22 protein-coding genes and 1 tRNA gene are annotated in these 20,202 nt (G+C 63.0%); 18 read left to right on the top strand and 5 right to left on the bottom strand.

All coding sequences use genetic code 11. The features are described from left to right. The 9 genes from lptC (at position 1) to AC1Z32_RS14950 (ending at position 7,987) form a co-directional block, all read left to right on the top strand. A complete protein-coding gene (gene lptC / locus AC1Z32_RS14990; RefSeq protein WP_483479384.1) occupies positions 1 to 603 on the top strand; it encodes an LPS export ABC transporter periplasmic protein LptC in 603 nt (200 codons plus the stop codon). Between the two features lie 30 nt (positions 604 to 633). Beyond that, entirely contained in the window at positions 634 to 1,320 is a 687-nt protein-coding gene (lptA, locus tag AC1Z32_RS14985; RefSeq protein WP_483479383.1) for a lipopolysaccharide transport periplasmic protein LptA, read from the top strand. Between the two features lie 11 nt (positions 1,321 to 1,331). Further along, a complete protein-coding gene (gene lptB / locus AC1Z32_RS14980) occupies positions 1,332 to 2,099 on the top strand; it encodes an LPS export ABC transporter ATP-binding protein (RefSeq protein ID WP_483481638.1) in 768 nt (255 codons plus the stop codon). Positions 2,100 to 2,253: 154 nt separating this feature from the next. Then, positions 2,254 to 3,771, top strand: coding sequence for an RNA polymerase factor sigma-54 (locus tag AC1Z32_RS14975; protein ID WP_483479382.1), 1,518 nt, complete (start codon positions 2,254 to 2,256; stop codon positions 3,769 to 3,771). Between the two features lie 184 nt (positions 3,772 to 3,955). Continuing rightward, on the top strand, positions 3,956 to 4,315 hold the full coding sequence (gene hpf / locus AC1Z32_RS14970) for a ribosome hibernation-promoting factor, HPF/YfiA family (protein ID WP_061147280.1): 360 nt from the start codon (positions 3,956 to 3,958) through the stop codon (positions 4,313 to 4,315). A gap of 413 nt (positions 4,316 to 4,728) precedes the next feature. Beyond that, on the top strand, positions 4,729 to 5,184 hold the full coding sequence (ptsN, locus tag AC1Z32_RS14965) for a PTS IIA-like nitrogen regulatory protein PtsN (RefSeq protein ID WP_061158932.1): 456 nt from the start codon (positions 4,729 to 4,731) through the stop codon (positions 5,182 to 5,184). A 187-nt stretch (positions 5,185 to 5,371) separates the two neighbouring features. After that, positions 5,372 to 6,340, top strand: a complete 969-nt coding sequence (hprK, locus tag AC1Z32_RS14960) for an HPr(Ser) kinase/phosphatase (protein WP_061172712.1) — start codon at positions 5,372 to 5,374, stop codon at positions 6,338 to 6,340. An 82-nt stretch (positions 6,341 to 6,422) separates the two neighbouring features. Next, complete coding sequence (rapZ, locus tag AC1Z32_RS14955) at positions 6,423 to 7,295, top strand: RNase adapter RapZ (RefSeq protein WP_483479381.1); 873 nt, start codon at positions 6,423 to 6,425, stop codon at positions 7,293 to 7,295. A gap of 59 nt (positions 7,296 to 7,354) precedes the next feature. Further along, positions 7,355 to 7,987 (top strand): LON peptidase substrate-binding domain-containing protein, encoded by a 633-nt coding sequence (locus AC1Z32_RS14950; RefSeq protein WP_062606429.1) that lies wholly within the window; start codon positions 7,355 to 7,357, stop codon positions 7,985 to 7,987. Here the strand turns inward: AC1Z32_RS14950 and mutY are convergent. Continuing rightward, a complete protein-coding gene (gene mutY / locus AC1Z32_RS14945; protein WP_483479380.1) occupies positions 7,984 to 9,045 on the bottom strand; it encodes an A/G-specific adenine glycosylase in 1,062 nt (353 codons plus the stop codon). The genes AC1Z32_RS14950 and mutY overlap by 4 nt on opposite strands. Positions 9,046 to 9,051: 6 nt before the next feature. Further along, positions 9,052 to 9,882, bottom strand: coding sequence for a bifunctional DNA-formamidopyrimidine glycosylase/DNA-(apurinic or apyrimidinic site) lyase (gene mutM, locus AC1Z32_RS14940; RefSeq protein WP_483479379.1), 831 nt, complete (start codon positions 9,880 to 9,882; stop codon positions 9,052 to 9,054). Positions 9,883 to 9,967: 85 nt separating this feature from the next. Between mutM and AC1Z32_RS14935 the strand changes: the two genes are divergently transcribed. From AC1Z32_RS14935 to hisC, 8 genes are all read left to right on the top strand, one after another. After that, positions 9,968 to 11,827: a tetratricopeptide repeat protein gene (locus AC1Z32_RS14935; RefSeq protein ID WP_483479378.1), complete on the top strand. Its 1,860-nt coding sequence runs from the start codon at positions 9,968 to 9,970 to the stop codon at positions 11,825 to 11,827. Further along, complete coding sequence (gene lolB, locus AC1Z32_RS14930) at positions 11,827 to 12,462, top strand: lipoprotein insertase outer membrane protein LolB (protein WP_483479377.1); 636 nt, start codon at positions 11,827 to 11,829, stop codon at positions 12,460 to 12,462. The genes AC1Z32_RS14935 and lolB overlap by 1 nt, the downstream gene beginning before the upstream one ends. Positions 12,463 to 12,481: 19 nt before the next feature. Beyond that, on the top strand, positions 12,482 to 13,363 hold the full coding sequence (gene ispE, locus AC1Z32_RS14925) for a 4-(cytidine 5'-diphospho)-2-C-methyl-D-erythritol kinase (RefSeq protein WP_483479376.1): 882 nt from the start codon (positions 12,482 to 12,484) through the stop codon (positions 13,361 to 13,363). Positions 13,364 to 13,416: 53 nt separating this feature from the next. Continuing rightward, a tRNA-Gln gene (locus AC1Z32_RS14920) sits at positions 13,417 to 13,493 on the top strand. Positions 13,494 to 13,541: 48 nt separating this feature from the next. Further along, on the top strand, positions 13,542 to 14,495 hold the full coding sequence (locus tag AC1Z32_RS14915; protein WP_062606439.1) for a ribose-phosphate pyrophosphokinase: 954 nt from the start codon (positions 13,542 to 13,544) through the stop codon (positions 14,493 to 14,495). 151 nt (positions 14,496 to 14,646) lie between these two features. After that, positions 14,647 to 15,267 (top strand): 50S ribosomal protein L25/general stress protein Ctc, encoded by a 621-nt coding sequence (locus AC1Z32_RS14910; RefSeq protein ID WP_483479375.1) that lies wholly within the window; start codon positions 14,647 to 14,649, stop codon positions 15,265 to 15,267. Positions 15,268 to 15,372: 105 nt separating this feature from the next. After that, on the top strand, positions 15,373 to 15,975 hold the full coding sequence (gene pth, locus AC1Z32_RS14905; RefSeq protein ID WP_483479374.1) for an aminoacyl-tRNA hydrolase: 603 nt from the start codon (positions 15,373 to 15,375) through the stop codon (positions 15,973 to 15,975). Between the two features lie 13 nt (positions 15,976 to 15,988). Further along, entirely contained in the window at positions 15,989 to 17,056 is a 1,068-nt protein-coding gene (hisC, locus tag AC1Z32_RS14900; protein ID WP_483479373.1) for a histidinol-phosphate transaminase, read from the top strand. Between the two features lie 22 nt (positions 17,057 to 17,078). On the opposite strand, the gene AC1Z32_RS14895 is transcribed toward hisC, so the two are convergent. The 3 genes from AC1Z32_RS14895 to rsmD all read right to left on the bottom strand — a co-directional run bounded on the left by AC1Z32_RS14895 (position 17,079) and on the right by rsmD (position 18,682). Next, positions 17,079 to 17,336, bottom strand: a complete 258-nt coding sequence (locus AC1Z32_RS14895; RefSeq protein ID WP_483479372.1) for a YfhL family 4Fe-4S dicluster ferredoxin — start codon at positions 17,334 to 17,336, stop codon at positions 17,079 to 17,081. An 84-nt stretch (positions 17,337 to 17,420) separates the two neighbouring features. Next, positions 17,421 to 17,927 (bottom strand): pantetheine-phosphate adenylyltransferase, encoded by a 507-nt coding sequence (gene coaD / locus AC1Z32_RS14890; RefSeq protein ID WP_483479371.1) that lies wholly within the window; start codon positions 17,925 to 17,927, stop codon positions 17,421 to 17,423. Positions 17,928 to 18,055: 128 nt separating this feature from the next. After that, on the bottom strand, positions 18,056 to 18,682 hold the full coding sequence (gene rsmD / locus AC1Z32_RS14885; RefSeq protein ID WP_483479370.1) for a 16S rRNA (guanine(966)-N(2))-methyltransferase RsmD: 627 nt from the start codon (positions 18,680 to 18,682) through the stop codon (positions 18,056 to 18,058). A 236-nt stretch (positions 18,683 to 18,918) separates the two neighbouring features. On the opposite strand from rsmD, the gene ftsY reads away from it, so the two are divergent. Beyond that, positions 18,919 to 20,181 (top strand): signal recognition particle-docking protein FtsY, encoded by a 1,263-nt coding sequence (gene ftsY, locus AC1Z32_RS14880; protein WP_483479369.1) that lies wholly within the window; start codon positions 18,919 to 18,921, stop codon positions 20,179 to 20,181. The last annotated feature ends 21 nt before the right edge of the window (positions 20,182 to 20,202 follow it).

Raw genomic sequence — 20,202 nt, 5'->3', positions numbered from 1 at the left:
ATGCAGCGCCCCGGAAAGCTCGCCTCGCTGTTGCCGCTCGTCGCCGTGGCGGCGCTCGCCGGCGGCACCTACTGGCTGTTGCAGGCCACGCTGCCTCCGGCCCAGCAGGCGCCGAAGCCGGAGAAGCGCCACACGCCCGATTACTTCGCGAACAGCTTTTCCGTTTCCGAGCTCGACGCCACCGGCACGACACAATATCGTCTGACGGCCAAGTCGATGGTGCATTACGAAGACGACGAAATCAGCGATCTGACGCTGCCCGCGATGCGCATGTTCCAGCCGCAGAAGCCGACCGTCACGGCCACCGCCCAGCGCGGCACGGTCAACGGCGACGTCTCGATCGTCGATCTCTACGACGACGCGCGCATCCTGCGCGCGGCCGGCTACGGAGATCCGCAGATGCAGGCTGATTCCCAGCATTTTCGCGTGCTGGTGAACGACGATGTCATCGAAACGGAAAAACCGGTTAGACTTCAGCGCGGCCCGTCCGTGATGACGGCCGATGGCATGAACTACAACAACGTGACCCGGGTAATGAAGCTCTTCGGTAACGTGCGCGGTGCGATCGCCGCCACGGATATCAACGGCGGCTCGTCCAAGTAATCCCGGCACTCCCATCCAAATTGTGACTGCATGAACGAAAGGTTCCCTCGTCCCGATGGCGGCCATGCGCGCGCAACGTCCGCGCGCCGCGCCAAGCACGCCGCGCGGGCCGGGCTCGCTGCCGCCCTGACCATCGCCGTGGCGCTGGCCGCGCTGCCCGCGCACGCCGAGAAGGCCGACCGCGACAAGCCGCTCAATATCGAAGCGGACAACATGTCTTACGACGATCTCAACCAGAAGAACATCTTCACCGGCCACGTGGTCGCGACCAAAGGCACGATCGTCATCAAGGCGGACCGCGTGGAAGTGACGCAGGACCCGCAGGGTTATCAGTACGCGACGGGCACGTCGAGCGGCAACAACCTCTCGTACTTCCGTCAGAAGCGCGATGGCGTGGACGAATACATCGACGGCAACGCCGTGCGCATCGACTACGACGGCAAGAACGACTTCACCAAACTCACGACGCGCGCCGTCGTGCGCCGCCTGCAAGGCCTCACAAAAGTGCAGGACGAAGTGCACGGCAGCGTGATCACCTACGACGGCCAGAAGGACTTCTACACGGCGAGCGCCGGCAAGGACCAGGCCGGTCCCGGGAATCCGAGCGGCCGGGTGCGCGCGATGCTCGCTCCGCGCTCGGGCGGCGCCGCGCCGCTGAACGGGTCGCCCGCCACGCTTTCTCCGTCGAACACCATTCAAGGAACGCCGCCGCAGTGAATTCGCCCGCCATGCCCCACCGCAAGCCGGAAGGCCAGTCGAGTTCGCTCGTCGTCCGCAATCTGAAGAAGCGTTACGGGTCGCGCACCGTGGTGAAGGACGTCTCGCTCGACGTGAAGAGCGGCGAGGTGGTCGGCCTGCTCGGCCCGAACGGCGCGGGCAAGACCACGTCGTTCTATATGATCGTCGGCCTCGTGCCGCTCGATGCCGGCGAGATCGATCTCGACGGCAATTCGATCAGCCTTCTGCCAATCCACCAGCGCGCGCACCTCGGCTTGTCGTATCTGCCGCAGGAAGCCTCGGTGTTCCGCAAGCTCACGGTCGAGCAGAACATCCGCGCGGTTTTGGAATTGCAGACGGACGAATCGGGAAAGCGCCTGTCCAAAGACGCCATAACCGAGCGTGCGGAAGCCTTGCTCGACGAACTGCAGATCGCGCATCTGCGCGAGAATCCGGCGCTGTCGCTGTCGGGCGGCGAGCGCCGTCGCGTCGAGATCGCGCGCGCGCTCGCAACCAATCCGAGCTTCATTCTGCTCGACGAACCGTTCGCGGGCGTCGACCCGATCGCGGTGCTGGAAATCCAGAAGATCGTGAAGTTTTTGAAGCAGCGCAACATCGGCGTCTTGATCACCGACCACAACGTGCGCGAGACGCTCGGCATCTGCGATCACGCGTACATCATCAGCGACGGCTCCGTGCTCGCGGCGGGCGCTCCGAGCGAGATCATCGAGAATGAAAGCGTGCGGCGCGTCTATCTCGGCGAGCATTTCCGCATGTGAGGCAGGCAGGCGCATGAACGGCGCAAATAGTGCGCCGCAACAAGCCAGAGCCGCAAAAATTACGTGCCGCCCTCTTGGGCGGCACGCGCTTTTTTGGAGTCGCCGCGAGGTTTCGCGCGCGTGGCAAACTCTCTACAATGATTAAAACTTTGCCATGAAAGCCAGCCTCCAACTCCGCCTCTCGCAGCATCTTGCGCTGACCCCGCAACTTCAGCAGTCGATCCGGCTGCTGCAGTTGTCGACGCTCGAACTGCAGCAGGAAGTCGCGATGGCCATCGCCCAGAATCCGTTACTGGAGAACGAGGACGACTGGATCGCGAGCCCGCTGCGCGTCGCCGCGGACGGCTCGCTGATCGCATCGCCGGCGGCGACGAGCGCGCCGTCCGAGCCAATGATGAACAACGGCTCGGCATCGGGCACCTCCAGTTCCGAACGTTCGGAAAGCAGCGAGCCGCAAGGCGTCGATGAATACAACGGCCTAGGTTCCGACAGCAGCACGGATTCCAGTTCGTGGAATCTGGAAGACTATGGCCGCTCGAACAACGCGTCCGACGACGACGATCTCCCGCCGCTGCAAATCCACGAATCGACCACGACGCTGCGCGACCATCTGACCGCGCAGTTGCGCATGACCGCGGCAAATCAGCGCGATCGCGCGCTCGTCACGTTTCTGATCGAATCGCTGGACGAGGATGGGTATCTGACCTCATCGCTCGATGAAGTCCAGACCGATCTGCCGGAAGAGCTCGAAGTCGAGATCGAGGAACTGAGCGCCGCACTCGCCTTGCTGCAGAGTTTCGATCCGCCGGGTGTGGGCGGGCGCTCCGCGTCGGAATGCCTGAAGCTGCAACTGCTGCGGCTCGATGGCTCGCCTACGCGCACGCTCGCGCTCGAAATCGTCACGAACCATCTGGAACTGCTCGCGGCGCGCGACTTCACGCGTCTGCGCAAGCAACTCAAGGCAAGTGACGACGCCCTCCGGGACGCGCATCTGCTGATCAAGTCGCTGGAGCCTTTCCCGGGCGCGGCGTACGGCAAGAGCGAAGCGGACTATGTGGTGCCGGACATCCTCGTCAGGAAAACCGCGAGCGGATGGACGGCGGAGTTGAATCCTGAGATCGTGCCGCGGCTGCGCATCAACCATTTGTACGCGAACATCCTGCGCAACAATCGCGGCGATCCGGGCAGCGGCTCACTGCGTCAGCAGCTTCAGGAAGCACGCTGGCTCATCAAGAATATTCAGCAGAGGTTTGAGACGATTCTTCGTGTCGCACAGGCGATCGTCGAGCGTCAGAAGAACTTTTTTGCACATGGCGAAATCGCCATGCGGCCCTTGGTTTTGCGGGAGATTGCTGATACGCTGGGGCTACACGAATCGACGGTTTCTCGTGTGACCACAGGCAAGTACATGCTCACCCCATTCGGGACGCTTGAATTTAAGTACTTCTTTGGATCGCACGTTTCGACCGACACAGGAGGCGCGGCATCGTCAACGGCGATCCGGGCCCTCATCAAGCAACTGATAGGAGCGGAAGACCCCAAAACTCCTCTTTCAGACAGCCGCATCGCCGAACTGCTGGCGGAACAAGGATTCGTGGTCGCGCGGCGCACAGTAGCCAAATACCGCGAAGCCCTCAAGATCCCCGCAGTGAATCTGCGCAAGTCTCTATGACCCGTCTCTGTAGTCCATCGCGTGTTGCGATGGGCGTTTACCGGCCGCATCGCGAAAGCGCGGACGAGCCGGCCGATGCGATCCATCTTTCAAGCGCGCCACGATGACGCGCTGACGGGACGCACAGCCGACCGGTATCGGACGAGCCGACGTGATCTCACGGCCATTAGCTTGGAGAGCAACTATGAATCTGAAGATCAGTGGACACCACCTCGAATTGACGCCTGCGTTGCGCGAGTACGTGATCACGAAGCTGGACAGGGTGCTCCGTCATTTCGATCAAGTGATTGACGGCAACGTTGTCCTCTCGGTCGACAATCATAGGGAAAAGGAAAAGCGGCAGAAGGCAGAAATCAACCTGCATCTCAAGGGCAAGGACATTTTTATCGAGAGTTGTGACGCTGATATGTACGCGGCCATCGACCTGATGGTCGACAAACTGGACCGTCAAGTCATCAAGCACAAGGACAAGATTCAGGGCCACGCCCACGAGTCCGTGAAGTACCGCGGTGAGCCGCACGAAGTGGAAGCGCCGTCGCCCTGAACGCCGACCGCGCGCGTGCCCGCCACCGATCACGGATGACAGCGAATCCCGCCGCCACAGGACGGCGGGCTTGATTGGAGGAAGTCCTCGAATATCCGGAACCGATCGATCCGGGCATGCACAGAAGCGAAGCCGCCCCGACTGGCGGCTTTTTTGTTGGATTTTCGCCGTGGAGAGTCACAAGCCATTGATTTTCGGGGCTTTGTCCTGCACATTTGGATCGAAAGCAGTGCCATGGCGCGGCGCACCATCGGGCTGTGGCCTGTTCTATAATGGTCCGGTTAATTTCGGGTAACACGTCAAGGAACGCTGTAGGGAACGCCGCCAGCGCACTTTCGTTTCATTATCGCCGTGAGCGCTTTCAGACAGCGGCCACGATGAGGAGCTATCAGGCCACGCATCAGCCTGCCAACATGAATCGTTTAGCCAAATTTCTTCCCATCGAGAACGTGGTTCTCGGACTGTCCGTTACCAGCAAGAAACGCGTATTCGAGCAAGCGGGCCTGATCTTCGAGAACCAGAACGGCATCGCCCGCAGCACCGTCACCGACAATCTCTTCGCTCGTGAGCGCCTCGGCTCGACCGGCCTCGGCGAAGGCGTCGCCATTCCGCACGGCCGCATCAAGGGGCTGAAGCAACCGCTCGCCGCTTTCGTGCGTCTCGCCGAACCCGTCGCGTTCGAATCGCCCGACGGCCAGCCGGTCTCGCTGCTGATCTTCCTGCTCGTGCCCGAGCAGGCAACACAACAGCATCTGGAAATTCTCTCGGAGATCGCGCAACTGCTCTCCGACAGCGAGGCGCGCGAGCGTCTGCACAAGGAAGAAGATCGTGACGCGCTTTATCAAGTGCTCACGCAATGGCAACCGTAATACCCGCGCAAACATAGCGAATCGCGTCTGTAGCCCGCCCCGCGCCGCTCGCGCGCCCAGGGGCGCCTCGCTTACGCGAAGCTTCTAGGGCACAATCGGTCAAACGCAGCGCCATGCGGCGTATCGAAGCGATCCGTTTCGACGTTCCGCGAAGGCTGCTCCCGGCTTCCAACGGAGTTCCGGCCTCATGGATACGTCCAGCATCAACGCCCAAAGCATTTTCGACGACAACGCCGCCACTTTGAAGCTCAGCTGGCTCACCGGGCATGAAGGCTGGGAGCGCGGTTTCTCGAGCGAGACGGTCGCGAATGCGACATCGAGCGCCGATCTCGTCGGCCACCTGAACCTGATTCACCCGAACCGTATCCAGGTGCTCGGCGACGCCGAGATCAACTACTACCAGCGCCAGTCCGACGAAGACCGCTCGCGCCACATGGCCGAGCTGATCGCGCTCGAGCCGCCGTTTCTGGTCGTTGCGGGGGAAGTCGGCGCGCCGCCGGAACTGGTTCTGCGCTGCACGCGCTCATCGACGCCGCTCTTTACCACGCGCATGTCGGCGGCCGCGGTGATCGACAGCCTGCGCGCGTACATGTCGCGCATCCTCGCACCGCGCGCGACGCTGCACGGCGTGTTCATCGATATCCTCGGAATGGGCGTGCTGCTCACCGGCGACTCCGGTCTCGGCAAGAGCGAGCTCGGACTGGAACTCATCAGCCGCGGCCATGGTCTGGTAGCCGATGACGCCGTCGATTTCGTGCGCCTCGGTCCAGATTTCGTCGAAGGCCGCTGCCCGCCGCTCCTGCAGAACCTGCTCGAAGTGCGCGGCCTGGGCCTGCTCGACATCAAGACGATCTTCGGCGAAACCGCCGTGCGCCGGAAGATGAAGCTCAAGCTGATCGTGCAGCTCGTGCGCCGGCCGGACGGGGAATTCCAGCGTCTGCCGCTCGAAAGCCAGACCGTCGATGTCCTCGGCCTGCCAATCAGCAAGGTGACGATTCAAGTGGCCGCCGGCCGAAACCTCGCCGTGCTGGTCGAGGCCGCCGTGCGCAACACGATTCTGCAACTGCGCGGCATCGATACCTTGCGCGACTTCATGGATCGTCAGCGGCTCGCCATGCAGGATCCCGACAGCCAATTTCCCGGCAAGCTGATCTGAACGCACGTTTTTCAACGTCGCGCGTGCCGAAACGAATCGGGCGCAGGTGCTAAGCTTAGGGAAAGCGACCCCCTCGAGACCCATGCGTATCATCCTGATCACCGGCATCTCCGGTTCCGGCAAGTCCGTCGCGCTGAACGCCCTGGAAGACGTGGGCTACTATTGCGTCGACAATCTGCCGCCGCGTTTTCTCCCCGAGCTCGCCGCCTATCTCGCGAAGGAAGGCCAGGCGCGCCTCGCCGTCGCGATCGACGCGCGCTCGAGCCTCTCGCTCGATGAAGTGCCGAGCATTATCAACAAGCTCTCGAGCGATTACGACCTGCGCGTGCTGTTCCTCAACGCGAGCACGCAGTCGCTCATCCAGCGCTTTTCCGAGACCCGCCGGCGCCATCCGCTCTCCGGCCCGCCGATGCGCGAAGCCGATGTCGGCGTGCTGAACTCGCTCGCCGAAGCGATCGAGCGCGAACGCGAGCTCGTTGCAGGGCTCGCCGAGTACGGCCATCAGATCGACACGAGCAACCTTCGCGCGAACGTGCTGCGCGCCTGGGTCAAGCGCTTCGTCGAGACGGACGCAGCCGACCTCACGCTGATGTTCGAATCGTTCGGCTTCAAGCGCGGCGTGCCGCTCGACGCCGATCTCATGTTCGACGTGCGTGCGTTGCCGAATCCCTATTACGACCGCGAGCTTCGTCCCTTCACCGGTCTCGATCAGCCGATCATCGACTTTCTCTCGGCGCAGCCGCTGGTCGGCGAGATGATCGGCGACATCGGCGCGTTCGTCGGCAAATGGCTGCCGCGTTTTCGCGACGACAACCGCAGCTATCTCACCGTCGCGATCGGCTGCACGGGCGGCCAGCATCGCTCGGTGTTCATCGCGGAGGCGCTCGCCGCGCGCTTTTGCGAGAAGGCAAATGTGATCGTGCGGCATCGTGACGCGCCCATCCCCGCCGGGTGACAGCGCGACCCACACGCGAACCCGATCGCCGCGCCGGCGGTCCACTCTGGAGGAGCGCGATGTCCGCGAATCCTGTTTTGGCCGACTTGCCGCTGTTCCCGCTGCACACCGTGCTGTTTCCGGGCGGCCTGCTGCCGCTCAAGATATTCGAGGCGCGCTATCTGGACATGGCGCGCGAATGTCTGCGTGAGCAAACGCCGTTCGGCGTGTGCCTGCTGAAGAGCGGACACGAGGTCGCGTCACCGGGCGATCCGTCGGTGCCGGAGAACATCGGCTGTCTGGCCGAGATATCGGAATGCGATGTCGATACCTTCGGGCTCCTGCTCGTTCAGGCACGCGGCACCGAGCGCTTCCGGCTGACGGATCACCGCGTCGAGCCGAGCAACCTGCTCGTCGGGACGGCGGAATTGCTGGGCGAGGATCGGCCGCTTCAGGGCACCGAAGCGCTCGCGAAGTTCGGCGCATGCGCCGAAGTGCTCGAGCGCATCATCGATACGATCAAGGAACGCGAGCCGCAGAACCTTCCGTTCGTCGAGCCGTTTCTCTACGACGATCCCACCTGGGTGTCCAACCGCCTCGCCGAAATCCTGCCGATCCCGATGCGCGCCCGCCAGAAGCTCATGGAACTGATGGACGCCGGCGCGCGCATCGACGTGGTGCATCACTACATGCAGCACCATCAGTTGCTTTAGATGAGCGAGCCGGTCAACGCGTCGATCAGCTTGCGCACGGGCGCGGGCACGCCGTAGGAATCGATGCGAGCGAGCGGCGCCCAGACGGTTTCGCCGTCCATCAACTCACGCGGCGCATTGCGCGCTTCGCCCAGACGCGGTTCGATGTCCAGCTTGAAGTGCGTGAACGCGTGCGATAGCGGCGCGAGACGCTGAAGCTGCGCGCCGGCGCCCAGGCTTTGCGCGACTTCCGCCAACGCGGCTTCGTCGGCCGCTTCGGGAAGGCTCCACAGGCCGCCCCATATGCCGGTCGACGGACGCTTCTGCAGCAGGATCGAATCGCCGTGTTTCAGCACCAGCATCCATGTCTTGCGCGTCGGCACGGCTTTCTTCGGGCGCGCCGCCGGGAACTCGCGCTGGCGCCCCTCGACCTTCGCCACGCAATCCGATGCGAACGGACAGCGCGCGCAATCCGGCTTGCCGCGCACGCAGAGCGTCGCGCCGAGGTCCATCAGACCTTGCGTGTACGCGGTCACTTCGTCCTTGTTCGCGGCATCGGGCAACAGCGATTCCGCGAGCGTCCACATCGCGTTCTCGACGCGCTTCTCGCCCGGGAATCCCTCGATGCCGAACACGCGCGCGAGCACGCGCTTCACATTGCCGTCGAGAATCGTCGCGCGCGCGCCGAACGCGAACGACGCGATCGCCGCCGCCGTCGAGCGTCCGATGCCCGGCAGCTCGGCGAGTTCATCGACCGTCCGCGGAAACGCGCCGCCGTGTTCATGCGCGACAACCTGCGCGCAGCGATGCAGATTGCGCGCGCGCGAGTAGTAGCCGAGCCCGGCCCACAGCGCCATGACGTCGTCGATGGGTGCATCGGCGAGTGACGTCACGGTCGGAAAGCGCTCGAGAAAGCGCGCGTAGTACGGGATGACGGTCGAGACCTGCGTCTGCTGCAGCATGATCTCCGACAGCCAGATGCGATACGCATCGCGCGTGTTCTGCCACGGCAGGTCGTGGCGGCCGTGGATGCGTTGCCACGCGATGAGGCGCGACGAAAATTCAGTAAGAGCGAGCATCGGAAATTAGCGTTGGCAGCGCGGACAAAAGTATGTCGAGCGCTGCCCTTGAACGATTTGCCTGATCGCCGTCCCGCAGACGTGGCACGGCAAGCCCGCGCGATCATAGACGAAATAGTCGAGCTGGAAGTAGCCCGACTCGCCGTTGCTGCCGACGAAATCCCGCAGCGTGCTGCCGCCCTTGTCGATGGCGGCGGCGAGCGTTACGCGCACCGCGTCCGCGAGCAGGTCGTAGCGCACGAGCGAGATGCGCCCGGCCGCGGTGGTCGGCCGGATGCCCGCGCGAAACAGACTCTCCGACGCATAGATGTTCCCCACACCCACGACGATTCCGCCCGCGAGCAGCGCCTGCTTCACCGACACCTTGCGCCCGCGCGTCTCGCGAAACAGCAGTGCGCCGGAAAACTCCGGCGAAAACGGCTCGACGCCGAGACTCGCGAGCAGCGGATGGTCGAGCACGTCGCCGTCGGCGCGCGGATGCCAGAGGATCGCGCCGAAGCGGCGCGGATCGCGAAAGCGCAGGATGAAATCGTCGAACACGATATCGACGTGATCGTGCTTCGCCGCCTCGGGCGGTCTCGGCACGTGCCGCAACACGCGCAGCGTGCCCGTCATGCCGAGATGAACGATCAGCCAGCCCTCGGCCGTTTCGAACAGCAGATACTTGCCGCGCCGCTCGACTTTCTCGATCTTCAGATGTCCGAGCGTCTTCGGAAGATGCGGCGGGATGGGCCAGCGCAACGCCGGCGTGCGCACGTCGACGTGCTCGACGCGCCGTCCGGCGACGTAGGGTTCGATTCCCCTGCGGGTGACTTCGACTTCCGGCAGTTCGGGCATTTTTCTGGAAAGAGACTTGCTAAGGCCAGTGTGCCGGTATTTTAGCGACCGCGTTACAATCGACTGAAACATCGTCTGGATTTCCATGAACTCGTTCGTCATGAAGCTGTTTGCGAAGCGTCAGACCTGCTCGGCGCATTCGTTCGCCATGCCAATGTCGCGAATCGCCGGCGCTGTCGCGCTCGCGATGGCCGCGCTCACGTTTGCTCCCGCGCATGCTCAGCAGCCTAACGCGACGCCCGTTCCAAGCGCCGACGATCAATCGGACGCGCAGAGCGCAGCGGACCTGCTGACAGCCCCGGTGAGCGGCGCGGAATCGCAGGATTTGCCGAACGTGGCAATGTCCAGCCAGATCGTGTTCCAGGTTCTGGCGGCTGAAGTCGCATTGCAGCGCGGCCAGCCCGCGCCTGCATTTCAGACGTATCTGGCCCTCGCCCGCGACACGCACGACCCGCGCTTTGCGCAGCGCGCCACCGAAATCGCGATCGCGGCGCAAAGCCCGAACGATGCGCTCACCTCGGCGCAACTCTGGCAGCAGTTCGCGCCGCATTCGGATCGCGCGGCGCAGTTGAGCGCATCGCTTTTGATCGTCGCCGGCAAGCCGGAAGACGCGAAGCCCACGCTCGAGCGCGAGCTTGCGAAGGTAGCGCCGGAGCAGCGCGGCGAGGCCCTCCTTTCCTTGCAGAGCTTGCTCGCGCGCGGACCGAACCGCATCGGCGGCCTCAACGTACTCAAAGATCTGACGAAAAACGATCAGGACCGGCCCGAGGCGCACCTCGCGCTCGCACGCCAGCAATTGGTCGCCGACGATCCGCCGGGCGCGAAAGCCTCGCTCGAAAAGGCGCTGCAACTCAAGCCGGATTATCTGCCGGCCGCGCTGACGCTCGCGCGCATGAGCCCGGAGGAGCGCAAGGAAGGCATCGCCTCGTTCGAGAGATATCTCGACAAGAATCCGAAATCGCATGATGCACGGCTCGCGCTCGCGCAGTTGTATTTGTCGGCGGACAGGCTCGACGATGCGCAGAAGCAGTTCGAGATCATGCGCAAGAATGATCCGAAAGACCTGACGCCGTTAATGGCGCTCGCGCTCATCAACATCCAGAAGAAGCAGTTCGACAAGGCACAGGAATTTCTGAACCTCTACGCGAAGACCGCGGAGAGCACGCCGGGCGCGGATCCGGGCCAGGCGTACATCTATCTCGCGCAACTGGCGCTGGAACAGAAGAACGATGCCGTCGCGAGCCAGTGGCTCGACAAGATTCCGCGCACCAGCCAGCAATATCTGCCCGCGCAGATCACGCGCGCGCAACTGCTCGCGAAGCAAGGCAAGGTCGACGACGCGCGGGCGCTCATCGGCAACCTGCAAAGCTCCGATCCGCGCGATCTCGCGCTGCTCGCGCGCACGGACTCGGCCATTCTTTTCGAAGCGCATCGCTACAAGGAAGCGGAAGCGAATCTCGCGAAAGCGGTGGCGGCGTTCCCCGACGATCCCGATCTCGTCTACGACTACGCAATGGCCGCCGAAAAGAACGGCCATTACGACGTCATGGAGACGCAGCTGCGCACGCTGATGCGCACGCAGCCGAACAATCCGCAGGCGTACAACGCGCTCGGCTATTCGCTCGTCGATCGCAATCAGCGGCTCGACGAAGCCGTGAAGCTGATCGAAAAAGCGGTCTCGCTCGCGCCGAACGACGCGTTCATCATGGACAGTCTCGGCTGGGCGCGCTTCCGCCAGGGCAATTCGGCCGAAGCGGAGAAGATTCTCAAGAACGCTTACAACCTTCAGCCGAATGCCGAAATCGGCGCCCACCTTGGCGAAGTCCAGTGGAAATCGGGACAGCAGGATCAGGCGCGCGCCACGTGGCGTCAGGCGCAAAAGCTCGAACCGGATAACGACACGCTCGTCAAAACGCTAAAACGACTCCAGGTAAACGATCTTTGATGGTATTCGATTTCATCGCCGGCGCGCCCCGCATGCATCTGCGACGCGGCGCGCTCGGACTTGCGGCAGCCGCCGCGCTGGTGCTGTCGGGTTGCGCGGTCCAGCCGCGCGTACCGACGACGACGAACGCAACCACATCGCTTGCGACGCAGACGAGCCGCGCGTATCACGGACGTTTCGCCGTGCAGTACAACGACCAGAACGGCGTGCAACGCAACGCGTACGGCAACTTCGACTGGCAGGAAACGGGCGACACGGTCACGCTGCAGTTGCGCAATCCGCTCGGCCAGACGATGGCGATCGTGACTTCATCGCCGTCGCTCGCCACGCTCGAGTTGCCGAATCGCCAGCCGGTGAGCGCCGACAACGTGTCCCAGCTCATGCAGACCACGCTCGGCTTCGCGCTGCCGGTCGAAGGGCTGCGTTATTGGCTGCAGCCGTCGGCGGCACCGACTTCGCGCGCGCAGACCACGCTCGATCCCGAATCGAACAATGGCCGTCCGAAGGAAATCAAACAGGACGGATGGACAATCGACTATCTGGCCTATGCCGACGCGCCCGCCGTCGGCGTGAAGCGCGTGAATCTCGTGCGCAACGAACCGCCGCTCGACATCAAGCTCGTGCTCGATCAATAACTTCGCCGTTGCATTACGCATGTCAGCATCCAACGATTCGCTCCGTGACTGCCTCGCGCCCGCGAAGCTGAACCTTTTCCTGCACATCACGGGCCGCCGTCCGGATGGCTATCACTCGCTGCAGACCGTCTTCCAGTTGCTCGACTGGGGTGATCGGCTGCACTTCACGCGTCGCGACGACGGCATCGTCACACGCAAGACGGACGTGCCGGGCGTGGCCGAAGCCGATGACCTCATCGTGCGGGCCGCGCGTTTGCTTCAGCGGCACACGGGCACGAAGTTCGGCGTGGAGATCGAGATCGACAAGCGTCTGCCCATGGGCGCGGGTCTCGGCGGAGGCAGTTCCGACGCTGCGACAACTCTTTTTGCGTTAAATCGTCTCTGGGGTGTTGATCTTTCGCGTGAGATTCTGCAGAATCTCGGCCTGCAACTCGGCGCGGACGTGCCGTTTTTTGTCTTCGGGCAAAATGCATTCGCAGAGGGTGTGGGTGAAGCGCTCCAGGCAGTCAAACTGCCGAAACGTTTCTTCCTGGTCGTAACGCCCAATGTTCACGTTCCGACCGCGGCGATTTTCTCCGAAAAAAGCTTGACACGGGATACGAAAGTCGTCACAATGATGGACTTTCTTGCACAGCAAAGGTCAGACACTAACTGGCCAGACAGCTTCGGTCGAAACGACATGCAAGCTGTGGTTGCAGGAAAGTACGCGGAAGTTGCTAAGGTGCTCGAGTGGTTTTCCAATCTCGCACCGGCGCGAATGACCGGATCTGGAGCAAGCGTGTTTGCCGCTTTTTCTAGTCGGGCCGAAGCAGAAATGGCGCAAGCCAAGCTGCCGGCAAGTTGGAAAAGTGTGGTAACGGCAAGTCTGGATTCGCATCCTCTCTTTGCTTTCGCGTCATAAAGTTTTGTTTTGTCGGTATGTCCTACGCTTCCGGCAAAACTCAGAGTTAGTGTAGGGGAGTCGCCAAGTTGGTCAAGGCACCGGATTTTGATTCCGGCATGCGAGGGTTCGAGTCCTTCCTCCCCTGCCATTCTTTCTAGCAGTTATCTTCTCGCCCCCAGCCGCAGACAGGTGCACGATGAGCAGTGACGGCCTGATGGTTTTTACTGGCAACGCAAATCCCGCGCTTGCACAGGAAGTCGTCAAAATCCTTGGAATCCCTCTCGGCAAAGCAATGGTCAGCCGCTTCTCAGACGGCGAGATCATGGTCGAGATTCAGGAAAACGTTCGGGGCAAAGACGTATTCGTTCTGCAGTCCACCTGCGCTCCCACGAACGACAACCTGATGGAACTGATGATCATGGTCGATGCGCTAAAGCGCGCATCCGCTGGCCGGATCACCGCAGCCATCCCCTACTTCGGCTATGCGCGCCAGGACCGCCGTCCGCGTTCCGCGCGAGTGGCCATCTCGGCGAAGGTCGTCGCGAACATGCTGGAAATTGCCGGCGTCGATCGCGTGATCACCATGGACCTTCACGCCGACCAGATTCAAGGCTTCTTCGACATCCCCGTCGACAATATCTACGCTACCCCGGTTCTTCTCGGCGACCTGCGCAAGCAGAACCATGACCATCTGCTGGTCGTGTCGCCGGACGTCGGCGGCGTGGTGCGCGCGCGTGCACTCGCCAAGCAGTTGAACACGGACCTCGCGATTATCGACAAGCGCCGTCCGAAGGCGAATGTCGCCGAGGTGATGAACATCATCGGTGAAGTGGAAGGCCGCACTTGCGTGATCATGGACGACATGGTCGATACCGCCGGCACGCTGTGCAAGGCCGCGCAAGTTCTGAAGGCGCGCGGCGCGAAGCAGGTGTTCGCGTACGCCACGCACCCGGTGCTTTCGGGTGGCGCGGCTGAGCGCATCACGGCGTCGGAGCTGGATGAGCTCGTCGTCACGGATACCATTCCGCTGTCCGCCGAATCGCTGGCGTGCCCGAAGATCCGTCCGCTGTCGAGCGCGGGTCTGCTCGCGGAGACGTTCTCCCGAATCCGGCGCGGCGACTCGGTGATGTCGCTCTTCGCCGAAGGTTAAACAAAATTGAGCAAGGAACGCGAAGCACACGCTTCGCGTTTTTGCATGATCGGCGCGAACGGACGAAGGTTCGCGTCGCTTGTTGTGGGATCGCATATTTTCGATGATCCCGGTTTCCCTGCCTGGTCGCGGGCAGATATAGGAGTCAAACATGAAAGTCGTCGCTTTTGAGCGTAGCAAGCAAGGTACGGGTGCGAGCCGCCGCCTGCGCAACTCGGGCAAGACCCCGGGTATCGTGTACGGTGGTGAGAAGGACGTTGAACTGGTCGAACTCGATCACAACGCCCTGTGGCACGCCCTGAAGAAAGAAGTTTTCCACTCGTCGATTCTCGATCTGGAACTGGCCGGCAAGTCGCAACAAGTTCTGCTGCGCGACGTGCAATACCACCCGTTCAAGCAGCTCGTGCTGCACGTGGACTTCCAGCGCGTCGACCCGAAGAAGAAGCTGCACACCAAGGTGCCGCTGCACTTCATGAACCAGGAAACCAACCCGGCCGTGAAGCTGTCGGGCGCGGTGATCTCGCACGTCGTGACGGAACTGGAAGTGGAATGCCTGCCGGCAGACCTGCCTGAGTTCCTGGAAATCGATCTGGCGAAGATCGAAGCCGGTCAGACGATGCACGCAAAGGACATCCCGCTGCCGAAGGGCGTGAGCCTGACGGTTGCCGTGGCGGCGGAAAACCCGGTGGTCGCATCGGCGACGGTTCCGGCTGCAGTCGTGTCGGATACGGCTGGCGAAGCTGCTGAAGGCGAAAAGCCGGCGGCCGAGTAAGCACGCGGAACACCGCTATCCTCTCGATCCGTTCGCAAGGACGGTCGACGTGACCCGCCGGCGCGCAAGCCCCGGCGGGTTTTTTTTCGTTCTACAAGATTCGACATGATCAAGCTGATCGTCGGCCTGGGCAATCCGGGCGCCGAATACACTGCGACCCGGCATAACGCGGGCTTCTGGTTCGTGGACCAGTTCGCACGCGACGCCGGCGCGACGCTGCGCGAAGAACGCCGTTTCCACGGCTTCTATGGCAAGGGACGCCTGCACGGCCACGAAGTGCATCTGCTCGAACCGCAGACGTTCATGAACCGTTCGGGACAATCGGTGGTCGCGCTCGCGCAGTTCTTCAAGATCTTGCCGGACGAGATTCTCGTCGCGCACGACGAACTCGATCTGCCGCCCGGCACCGTCAAAATGAAACTTGGCGGCGGCAGCGGCGGACACAACGGCCTGAAAGACATTTCCGCGCATCTTTCGTCGCAGCAATACTGGCGGCTGCGCATCGGCATCGGGCATCCGCGCGATCTGATTCCCGAAGGCGCGCGCGCGGGCGCGAAGCCCGATGTCGCGAATTTCGTGCTCAAGCCGCCGCGCCGCGAGGAACAGGATGAGATCGATCAGTCGATCGAGCGCGCGCTTGCCGTGATGCCCTTCGTCGTCGCGGGCGAAACCGAGCGCGCAATGATGAACCTGCACCGCAATTCCTGATTTGGAGCCGACCGTGAGCCGTTTCTGGAGCGATATCGTCCATCGTCTGACGCCGTATGTGCCGGGCGAGCAACCTGCGCTGACGCATCCCGTCAAGCTCAACACCAACGAGAACCCGTATCCGCCGTCGCCGCGCGTCGTCGAGGCGATTCGGCGCGAGCTCGGCGAGGATGGCGCGTCGCTGCGCAAATACCCCGACCCGACCGCGCGCGCGCTTCGTGAGGCCGTGGCGAAGCATCACGGTCTGCGCATCGAGCAGGTGTTTGCGGGCAACGGCTCCGATGAGGTGCTCGCGCACGCATTCCAGGCGCTGCTCAAGCACGACAAGCCGATCCGCTTTCCCGACATCACGTACAGCTTCTATCCGGTCTATGCGCAGTTGTACGGCGTCGAGTACGAGACGATTCCGCTGAACGCGGATTTCGCGATCGATGTCGACGACTACCGCGCACCGAACGGCGGCGTGCTGCTGCCGAATCCGAACGCGCCGACGGGCCGCGCCCTGCCGCTGTCGGAAATCGAAGTGCTGCTGAACGCGAATCCGAATGCACCGGTCATCATCGATGAAGCGTATGTCGATTTCGGCGCGGAATCGGCCGTCAATCTGATCGATGCGTATCCGAACCTGCTCGTCGTGCAGACGACGTCGAAAGCGCGTTCGCTGGCGGGCATGCGCGTGGGCTTCGCGTTCGGCGATCCGGAATTGATCGACGCGCTCACGCGCGTGAAGGACAGCTTCAACTCGTATCCGCTCGATCGCCTCGCGCAAGCGGCGGCGCTCGCGTCGTACGAAGATCAGGCGTGGTTCGCTGAAAGCTGCGCGAAGGTGGTGGCGAGCCGGGACCGGCTGACGGCGCAGTTACAGACGCTGGGTTTCGATGTCGTGCCGTCCGCGGCGAACTTCGTGTTCGCGAAGCATCCCGCGCACGATGCGGCGACGCTCGCCGCCGCGCTCAAGGCGAAAGAGATTTTCGTGCGCCACTTCAAGTTGCCGCGCATCGATCAACACCTGCGCATTTCGATCGGCACGCCCGATGAATGCGATGCGCTCGTCGCGGCTTTGACCGAACTGATCGGCTAATGAAGCGCGGAACGCGAAGGGCTCACGGGCCCTTCGCGGCCATCAGCGCGTGATATTTGGCCATCAACTGCTCAGGCGTTTCGACGTGCGCCGGATCGCGCGGAATGCATTCCACGGGACACACTTGCTGGCACTGCGGCTCGTCGAAATGGCCGACGCACTCCGTGCATTTGTTCGGGTCGATCACGTAGATGTCCGGACCCATCGAAATGGCGTCGTTCGGGCACTCGGGCTCGCAAACGTCGCAGTTGATGCACTCGTCGGTAATGATCAAAGACATGCTTCACTCTCTTGCGCCGGCTTCGAAGCCGGCATGACGCCCGCGCGCGATATCAGATGAGGCTCCGGCGCGCGGGCCCGGCGCTCACGGCGCCGCAGGATCCTTCTGCGACAGCATACCGACTTTGTCCATCAGCCGCTTTTCCACCGACGGGAACACGAACTTGCTGACGTCGCCGCCGAGTTGCGCGATCTCGCGCACGATGGTGCCGGAGATGAACTGGTACTGATCGGACGGCGTCATGAACATCGTCTCGACATCGGGCAGCAGATAGCGGTTCATGCCGGCCATCTGGAACTCATACTCGAAATCTGACACGGCACGCAGCCCGCGCACGATCACGCGCGCATTGTTGGTGCGCACGAAATCCTTCAATAGCCCGGTAAAGCTGCTCACGTGCACGTTGGGATAATGCCCGAGCACATCATGCGCGATATCGAGCCGCTCCTGCAGCGAGAAAAACGGCTTTTTCGCGCGGCTGTCCGCGACGCCGACGACGAGCTGATCGAAAATGCTCGATGCGCGCCGGACGATGTCTTCATGCCCGCGGGTGAGCGGGTCGAACGTACCCGGATACACGGCGACAACCATGAGCTTTCTCCTCTTCTATTTACATTGAGCCGCGTGGCTGCGACGACCCGTTCGCCTCGGTTTCTCGTGATGCGCCCGAAGTGCGCGTCGGGTCTACGCCTCGCGCGCACCGAAATCGGGAACGCGCATTATTCCTCATTTTCGCGGCGCAGCAAATGATAGCGGACCGCGCCCGCCTTGCCCTCGCGCACGACCGTCCAGCCGGCGAGCGCATCGATGCTCGCGGTGTCGAGACGATCGCCGCATTCGACGTAGATCGCGCCATCGGGCGCGGCGAGCGGTGCCGTCAGTTCCAGCGCGCGCGTAAGCAGCGCGTCATCGCCGAACGGCGGATCGAGGAAGATCACATCGAACGAACCGGGCGCGAGGCTCGCGGCGAGGCGCAAGGCATCGGCTTCCGCGATCTCGATGTTGCGTGCGCCGAGTTTCGCCTGATTCGCCCGGATCTGCGCCGCGGCCTTCGCACTTTTCTCGACCATCAGCACGCGCGCAGCGCCGCGCGACGCCGCCTCGAAGCCGAGCGCGCCGCTGCCGGCGAACAGATCGAGACAATTCTGTCCCGTGAGATCCTGGCCGAGCCAGTTGAAGAGCGTCTCGCGCACACGATCCGGCGTGGGTCTGAGCCCGTCGAGATCGAGCACGGGCAGCGGCGTGCGCTTCCAGTCTCCGCCGATGATGCGGATCGTGTGGGGTTTGCCTCCGCGCGAGGGCGTGTGGCTGGGCAAGGAGGAACGTGTGGCGGACGAGCGGGACATAAAAAGATTGTCGGAGTCGGGCGTGCCGGGGGCATTTTTGTTTGAAGATCGGCCGGCGCGGGCAATGAAAGTCAACGTTACCACACGCGCGCGTCGTGCCGGAGTCCGCACGGGCGCGGAGGGCCGCGCCTGATAAAATACGCGGCTTCTATCTCATTTTGCGCGGGCCTCGCGCGAAGCGACTCGAAATCGCGCACGAGGCCGTCGAAGCATGCGCGCATCATCGTCACACATCCATGTTCAGCTTCTTCAAGAAATTCAAAAAGCCGGCAGACGCGCCGCTCGACGCACCTCAGGAAGAATCCGTCGAGGCGGCCGAGGACGAGGAAATCTCCGACGCCGAACTGGAACGGCAGGCGCTTGCCGCTGAGGCACAGCCAGAGGAAGCGCAGCCGGAGGTGAGCGAGGAACCGACGCGGCCAGCCGAGCCCGTCGCGCCAGCACCCGTTGCTCCGGCCGCTTCCGCATCGCCTGCCGCGCCGCACGCGGGGGAGTCGAAGGAATACTGGCAAGGCGGCACGCAGTCGCGATGGTCGCGCGGTCCGGAAACCGACCAGGCCAGCGAAGAGGTGGTGCCGCCGCCGGAACCCGATCCCGTCGCGAAAAGGTCCTGGATGACGCGTCTGCGTCACGGACTTTCGAAGACCAGCTCCAACCTGACCGGCATTTTCGTCAGCGCGAAGATCGACGAAGACCTGTACGAAGAGCTCGAAACCGCGCTCCTGATGTCCGACGCCGGTGTCGACGCGACCGAGTTCCTGCTCGAGTCGCTGCGCGAGAAAGTACGCGCCGAGCGTTTGACCGAGGCGGCGCAAGTGAAGGCCGCGTTGCGCGAGTTGCTGATCGATCTGCTGCAACCGCTCGAAAAATCGCTGATGCTCGGCCGCGCGCAGCCGCTTGTCATCATGATCGCGGGCGTGAACGGCGTCGGCAAGACGACGAGCATCGGCAAGCTGGCGAAGCATTTGCAGCGCTTCAACCAGTCGGTGCTGCTCGCCGCCGGCGACACCTTCCGCGCCGCCGCGCGCGAGCAGCTGACCGTCTGGGGCGAGCGCAACAATGTGATGGTGATCGCGCAGGAAAGCGGCGACGCCGCCGCCGTGATCTACGACGCGGTCGGCGCGGCACGCGCGCGCAAGATCGACGTGATGATGGCCGATACCGCCGGCCGTCTGCCCACGCAGCTGCATCTGATGGACGAGTTGCGCAAGGTGCGCCGCGTGATCGCGAAGGCGATGCCCGACGCGCCGCACGAAGTGCTGCTCGTGATCGACGCGAACACGGGTCAGAACGCGCTCGCGCAGGTGAAGGCGTTCGACGATGCGCTGGGCCTCACCGGTCTCGTCGTCACGAAGCTCGACGGCACCGCGAAGGGCGGCATTCTCGCCGCGATCGCGCGCCAGCGGCCCGTTCCGGTGTATTTCATCGGCGTGGGCGAGAAGGTCGAGGATTTGCAGCCGTTCAGCGCCGAAGAATTCGCCGACGCACTGCTCGCCTGAAAATGAAAAGGGCGTCCGCGT

The organism is Caballeronia sp. 11_S32 (assembly GCF_056930355.1).
The sequence above is the reverse complement of the archived record's forward strand: the minus strand, read 5'-3'. Positions and strand labels throughout refer to the sequence as shown.